This is a genomic window from Pseudarthrobacter albicanus (assembly GCF_018224015.1).
GTDB classification, from domain to species: Bacteria; Actinomycetota; Actinomycetes; order Actinomycetales; family Micrococcaceae; genus Arthrobacter; species Arthrobacter albicanus.
Map to the genome: position 1 here is coordinate 1 of NZ_JAGPOT010000138.1, position 7,178 is coordinate 7,178.

At 69.7% G+C, this 7,178-nt stretch carries 3 protein-coding genes; 2 read left to right on the plus strand and 1 reads right to left on the minus strand.

Features of this window, described 5'->3' with window-relative positions:
* Nucleotides 1-239 precede the first annotated feature (239 nt).
* Nucleotides 240-3,635, plus strand: coding sequence for a pyruvate carboxylase (locus J9611_RS20535; protein ID WP_211882959.1), 3,396 nt, complete (start codon nucleotides 240-242; stop codon nucleotides 3,633-3,635).
* A gap of 70 nt (nucleotides 3,636-3,705) precedes the next feature.
* Here the strand turns inward: J9611_RS20535 and J9611_RS20540 are convergent, their stop codons facing one another.
* Nucleotides 3,706-5,526, minus strand: a complete 1,821-nt coding sequence (locus tag J9611_RS20540) for an AMP-dependent synthetase/ligase (RefSeq protein ID WP_211882960.1) — start codon at nucleotides 5,524-5,526, stop codon at nucleotides 3,706-3,708.
* A gap of 230 nt (nucleotides 5,527-5,756) precedes the next feature.
* On the opposite strand from J9611_RS20540, the gene J9611_RS20545 reads away from it, so the two are divergent.
* A complete protein-coding gene (locus J9611_RS20545; protein WP_211882961.1) occupies nucleotides 5,757-6,887 on the plus strand; it encodes an ROK family glucokinase in 1,131 nt (376 codons plus the stop codon).
* Nucleotides 6,888-7,178: the final 291 nt, after the last annotated feature.

A 7,178-nucleotide genomic window follows, 5' to 3' on the forward strand; every position in this document is an offset into this window, starting at 1 on the left:
CATCATATGTTGATGCCCACCGGAAACCTGTCTCATCCGGCCATCACGGTGAAGCCGTCCCGCGGGCCCGTTCCTCGGGCACGTCCCGCGGCCCCCGCCGCGGCCGTGGCGCGGCCGGGCCGCCGCGGCCCACGTGACGCGCGCCGCTGTGACCGTCGACACAATGATTTGTGTTTGTCCACGCCGGTCTTGGAGACTGTGGGGAATTACTGATACGCCGGCAATGATGCAGGAGAACCATGTTTTCGAAGATTCTGGTGGCCAACCGCGGCGAAATCGCGATCCGCGCCTTCCGCGCCGGCTACGAGCTGGGCGCCAAGACTGTCGCCGTTTTTCCCACTGAGGACCGGAATTCGATCCACCGCCAGAAGGCCGATGAGGCGTATCTGATCGGCGAGGAAGGCCACCCGGTCCGGGCGTACCTCGACGTCGACGAGGTCGTGCGCGTGGCCAAGGAATCCGGGGCTGACGCCATCTACCCGGGCTACGGCTTCCTCTCCGAGAACCCCCGCCTCGCGCGTGCCGCCGAGGCTGCAGGCATCACCTTCGTCGGACCGCCGGCCGAAGTCCTGGAACTGGCCGGCAACAAGGTGGCAGCCTTGGAGGCGGCCCGCAAGGCCGGTGTTCCCGTGCTCAGGTCCAGCCAGCCGTCCAAGGACGTCGACGAGCTCATCGCCGCCGCCGACGTGATCGGTTTCCCCATCTTCGCCAAGGCCGTGGCCGGCGGCGGCGGCCGCGGCATGCGCCGGGTGGACACCCGGGAGGCGCTGCCCGACGCCCTGCAGGCCGCCATGCGCGAGGCGGACGCGGCTTTCGGTGACCCCACGATGTTCCTGGAGCAGGCCGTCCTGCGTCCCCGCCACATCGAAGTGCAGATCCTGGCCGACGCCGAGGGCAACGTCATGCACCTCTTCGAGCGCGACTGCTCCATCCAGCGCCGCCACCAGAAGGTCATCGAGATCGCCCCGGCACCGAACCTCGACGAGGGCATCCGCCAGGCGCTCTACCGCGATGCCGTGAAGTTCGCCAAGGCGCTGAACTACGTCAACGCCGGCACCGTGGAGTTCCTCGTGGACACCGTGGGGGAGCGCGCCGGCCAGCACGTTTTCATCGAGATGAACCCGCGCATCCAGGTCGAGCACACCGTGACCGAGGAAGTCACCGACGTCGACCTGGTCCAGGCGCAGCTGCGCATCGCCGCCGGCGAGACCCTCGCGGACCTGGGCCTCTCGCAGGAGACCGTCCAGCTCAAGGGTGCGGCACTGCAGTGCCGCATCACCACCGAGGACCCCGCCAACGGCTTCCGGCCCGACGTCGGCAAGATCACCGGCTACCGTTCGGCCGGCGGTGCCGGGGTCCGGCTCGACGGCGGCACCGTGTACTCGGGCGCCGAGATCAGCCCGCACTTCGACTCCATGCTGGTCAAGCTCACCTGCCGCGGCCGTGACTACCCGGCCGCCGTGGCCCGGGCCCGGCGCGCCCTTGCCGAGTTCCGCATCCGCGGCGTCTCCACCAACATCTCCTTCCTGCAGGCGGTCCTCGACGATGCGGACTTCGTGGCCGGCAATGTGGCCACCTCGTTCATCGACGAGCGCCCCGCGCTGCTCAAGGCGCGCGTCTCCGCGGACCGCGGCACCAAGCTGCTGACCTGGCTCGCGGACGTCACCGTCAACAAGCCCAACGGCGAGCTCCAGGTCCACTCGGACCCGGCCGCGAAGCTCCCGGCCGTGGAGGGCACGGAGTACGCTCCGGGCTCACGCCAGCGGCTGCTGGAGCTCGGCCCGGAGGGCTTCGCGCAGGCCCTCCGCGCGCAGGAGGCCGTGGCCGTCACGGACACCACGTTCCGCGACGCGCACCAGTCGCTGCTGGCCACCCGCGTCCGCACCCGCGACCTCGTCGCGGCCGGCCCCGCCGTCTCCAGCCTGCTCCCGGGGCTGCTCTCCGTGGAAGCCTGGGGCGGTGCCACCTACGACGTCGCCCTGCGGTTCCTGGGCGAAGACCCCTGGGACCGGCTCGCGGCCCTGCGGAAGGCGCTGCCGAACATCTGCCTGCAGATGCTCCTGCGGGGCCGGAACACCGTGGGCTACACGCCGTACCCGGAGGAGGTCACGGTGGCGTTCGTCAACGAGGCCGCCGCCACCGGGATCGACATCTTCCGCATCTTCGATGCCCTCAACGACGTCAACCAGATGGCCCCGGCCATCCGCGCCGTCCGCGAGACCGGAACCGCCGTCGCCGAGGTGGCCCTCTGCTACACGGCGGACATGCTGGACCCGGCAGAAAAGCTCTACACGCTGGACTACTACCTGGAGCTCGCCCAGCGGATCGTCGACGCGGGCGCGCACATCCTGGCCATCAAGGACATGGCCGGCCTGTTGCGTCCCGCGGCCGCCGCCCGCCTCGTCACTGCCCTGCGGGAACGGTTCGACCTCCCGGTCCACCTGCACACCCACGACACCGCAGGCGGCCAGCTGGCCACGCTCCTGGCGGCAGTGGACGCCGGGGTGGACGCGGTGGACGTCGCGTCGGCGTCGCTGGCCGGCACCACCAGCCAGCCCTCAGCCTCCGCCCTCGTGGCCGCACTGGCCCACACCCCCCGGGACACCGGGCTGAGCCTGGCCAACGTCTGCGCCCTGGAACCGTACTGGGAAGCCGTCCGCCGGGTGTACGCGCCGTTCGAATCCGGTCTGCCGGGCCCCACCGGCCGGGTGTACCAGCATGAAATCCCGGGCGGCCAGCTCTCCAACCTGCGCCAGCAGGCGATGGCCCTGGGCCTGGGCGAGCGGTTCGAGGCGATCGAGGACATGTACACCGCCGCGGACCGCATCCTCGGCCGGCTCGTGAAGGTGACCCCGTCCTCCAAGGTGGTGGGGGACCTGGCCCTGCACCTCGTGGGACTAAACGCGGACCCGGCGGACTTCAACGAGAACCCGCAGAAGTACGACATCCCGGATTCCGTGATCGGCTTCCTCTCCGGCGAGCTGGGGGATCCTCCCGGCGGCTGGCCCGAGCCGTTCCGGACCAAGGCCCTGCAGGGCCGCACCGTCAAGGTCCGCGACGTCGAGCTCAGCGCCGAGGACAGCGCCGCGCTCCAGGGTGACTCCAGGACACGGCAGCAGACCCTCAACCGCCTGCTCTTCGCCGGCCCCACCAAGGACTACCTGAAGAGCGTGGAGTCCTACGGCGACCTCTCCGTGCTGGACACCCGCGACTACCTGTACGGGCTGCAGCGCGGCGCGGAGCATGAAATCGAACTCGAGAAGGGCGTGCGCCTGATTGCCTCGCTCGAAGCAGTCTCCGAGCCGGACGAAAAGGGCATGCGCACGGTGATGTGCACGCTCAACGGCCAGTCCCGCCCGGTGGTGGTCCGGGACCGTTCCGTGGTCAGCAACGTCAAGGCCGCCGAGCGGGCCGACTCCTCCCAGCCCGGACAGGTGGCCGCACCGTTCGCCGGCGCCGTCACCCTGACGGTCAAGACGGGAGATTCGGTCAAGGCGGGGGACACCGTCGCCACGATCGAGGCGATGAAGATGGAAGCCTCGATCACGACGCCGGTGGGCGGCACCGTCGCGCGGCTCGCCGTCGGCGCCATCGAACAGGTCCAGGGCGGGGACCTGCTGCTCGTCGTCGAATAACCACACAACGCGGGGTCAGATACGGCCCGTCCGAGTGCCTCGGACGGGCCGTATCTGACCCCGCGTTGCTTTAGGCGTGGGTGGGACGCTTCGCGGTGTACATCTCTTCGATCACGGTCTCGAAGTCCTTCATCACCTGGCCGCGCTTGACCTTCATCGACGGCGTGAGGTGTCCGGAGGCCTCGGTGAAATCTGCGGTCACAATCCGGAAGGACTTGATGGCCTCGGCCTGGGAAACCGAGCGGTTGGCGCGGTTGATCAGGTCCTGGACGGCGGCCGTGACCACGGGGTTCGCCGCTGCTTCGGCCAGCGAGGTCGACGCCGGGAGGCCGTGGCGGTGCAGCCAGCCCGGGAGTGCCTCCTCATCGAGGGTCACGAGGGCACCGATGAACGGACGGTTGTCGCCCACCACCAGAACCTGGGAGACAAGGGCATCGGCGCGGATCTGGTCCTCCAGCAGGGCGGGCACCACGTTCTTGCCGCCGGCCGTGACGATGATTTCCTTCTTGCGCCCCGTGATGGTCAGGAAACCCTGCTCATCAAGCCGGCCGATGTCGCCGGTGCGCAGCCAGCCGTCCACGAAGGCGTCGGCGGAGAGATCCTCGCGCTGGAAGTAGCCGTTCATGACGCACACGCCTTTGGTGAGGATCTCGCCGTCGTCGGCGATCCTGACGGCGTTGCCCGGCAGCGGGGCGCCGACCGTGCCGATCTTGATCAGCTGCGGGGTGTTCACGGTGATGGGCGCCGTCGTTTCGGTCAGTCCGTAGCCTTCCAGGATCTGCAGGCCGATGCCCTGGAAGAAGTGTCCAAGCCGTTCACCCAGCGGCCCGCCGCCGGAGACCGCGTGCGAGACCCGGCCGCCCATCGCGTCGCGGAGCTTGCCGTAGACGAGCCTGTCGAACAGTGCGTGCTTGAGCTTCAGGCCCAGCCCCACCCTGCCGGCCTGCCTGGCGCGCGAGTAGGCGATGGCCGTGTCCGCGGCCCGGTGGAAGATGGCGCCCTTGCCTCCGTCCTCGGCCTTGGTCAGTGCCGAGTTGTAGACCTTCTCGAACACCCGCGGCACCGCGAGGAGGAACGTGGGCCGGTAGCTCTGCAGGTCCGGGAGCAGGTTCTTGACGTCCGGGGTGTGCGCGACGGTGGCTCCGGCCGCCACGGCGAGCACCGAGATGAAACGGGCGAAGACATGGGCGAGGGGCAGGAACATGATGGTCCTGGCCTCTTCGTGGACGACGCTTCCCAGCGAGGTGGCCAGCGCGTTCTCGGAGAGCTCCACGAAGTTGCCGTGGGTCAGCTCACAGCCCTTGGGCCGGCCGGTGGTGCCCGAGGTGTAGATGATCGTGGCGATGTCTTTCAGGGAGGCCTGGCTGCGCCGCGCCTCGAGCTCCTCGTCGCTGACGGCGGCGCCGGCAGCCCGGACCTGATCCAGGCCCGTGCCCGCCAGCTGCCAGACGTTTTTCAGGGCCGTCAGCGACTCGGACGCGGCGGCCTGGCGGATGGTGTCCTCATGGTGGGCGGTCTCGCCGAACGCGGCGACCGCGCCCGAGTCGCCGAGGTTCCACGCGACCTGCGAGGGGGAGGAGGTCTCATAGATCGGAACCGACACCGCGCCGGCAAACCAGATGGCGAAGTCAATCAGGGCCCATTCGTACCGCGTGCGGGACATGATGCCGACCCTGTCCCCGGCCGCGACACCGCTGGCCATCAGGCCTTTGGCGAGCAGCGAAGCGTCGGCCAGGAACTCCGTGGCCCGGATGTCCTCCCACTGGCCCGACTTGTCCAGACGCGAGAACAGCGCGGGGTTGGACGCCTTTGCCGCCTGGCGGAGCAGCAGATCCGTGACATTCGAGTCCGGGGCGACGTCGACCAGGGGCGGGACACTGATTTCTCGCACAATAGCTCCTTTGATATCCGTAGACAGGCCAGGTACAGCCAACACTAGTACGCGGTCCGCAACGGGTGTGTTCCACGATACCTACTGGCGAGTAACTTTACGATGAAGCCCTCCGTTCCGCCAGCAGGCGGCGCCCCCGGGGTCGGGGCCGGCGGCGGGCCAGGCACCTGTGAAGACGCCCCTGGGAAGTCACTCCGGCGAAGACAATCCTGCGAATACAATGGGGAACCATGCATACACCCACATCCGGCCCGCAGTCCGGCCCGCAGCACAGGCCAGGCGCCTGGCGGCGCGGTGCCGTGGCTAGTGCCGTGGCCGGTGCATTGGCCGGCGCAGGTGCCGGTGGGGTACGTCCCGGCGCCGCGGGTGCGGGATTCCGTCCGCACCGCTGGACGGGCCGGACGGGCCTGGCCATCGGCGTCGACGTCGGAGGCACCAAGGTCGCTGCGGGCGTCGTCGACCCGGAGGGGCGGATCCTCAGCCAGGCGAAGCGGTCCACGCCCGGCAGCGAGCCCCGCGCCGTCGAAGAAGTCATTGTGGAACTCGTCGAGGAGCTGGGCCGGGGCCACCGGATCCGGTCCGTGGGGATCGGCGCCGCCGGCTGGATGGACCTCGACGGCGGAACGGTCCTTTTCAGCCCGCACCTGGCATGGCGTAACGAGCCGCTGCGGGACAACCTGCAGCGGCTGCTGCGCCGTCCGGTGCTGCTGACCAATGACGCCGACGCGGCGGCCTGGGCCGAATGGCGCTTCGGCGCCGGCCGGAGCGAGAACCGGCTTGTCTGCATCACCCTGGGCACCGGAATCGGCGGCGCCATGGTGATGGACGGGCGCCTGGAACGCGGCCGGTTCGGCGTGGCCGGGGAATTCGGCCACCAGATCATCATGCCGGGCGGCCACCGCTGCGAGTGCGGCAACCGCGGCTGCTGGGAACAGTACGCCTCCGGCAATGCGCTCGGCCGGGAGGCCCGTGAGCTGGCGGCTGCCAATTCCCCGGTGGCCCAGGAGCTGCTCAAGGCCGTGGGCGGCCGGACGGAACTGATTACCGGTGTGGTGGTCACGGAACTGGCCAAGGCCGGGGATCCGACCTCCCGCGAACTGCTCGAAGAGGTAGGGGAATGGCTCGGGCTCGGGCTGGCCAACCTCGCTGCCGCCCTGGACCCGGGCACGTTCGTCATCGGCGGCGGCCTCTGCGACGCCGGCGAACTGCTGGTGGCGCCGGCGCGGAAGGCTTTCGCGAGGAACCTGACCGGGCGTGGCTTCCGGCCCGCGGCCGGCATCGAGCTCGCCGCCCTGGGCCCGGACGCCGGCCTGATCGGCGCGGCCGACCTGTCCCGCGTCCGCAGCCTCATGCGCCGCTAACAGGCTTTTTCGTTAGTTCGCCAGGGGGTCAGGTCCAGGCGGCGGGGTGGCCGGGCTCACGGACATGCCCCATGCCGGGGCCCGCGGATGGACGGTGATGATGGTATTAGGCCGGTGGCGGGCGCGACGAATGGGCATGTCCTCCCGGCGCGAAGAGGTCTTGGCGCCGGCTCGTTCCTAGGAGAGCGCTGAACAAGGGGCAATCCGGAGATGGGATACGGCTTCCGGGCCGCTCTTCGGAGCTTTGGGCGGCCCGCTGACGGCCTGGGAATGAGAGGCCGGGGCCCGGGA

What these genes read in the sequence shown, in the direction of transcription:
- J9611_RS20535 (WP_211882959.1), top strand. Translation starts at nt 240, where the DNA reads ATGTTTTCGAAGATTCTGGTGGCCAACCGCGGCGAAATCGCGATCCGC.
- J9611_RS20545 (WP_211882961.1), top strand. Translation starts at nt 5,757, where the DNA reads ATGCATACACCCACATCCGGCCCGCAGTCCGGCCCGCAGCACAGGCCA.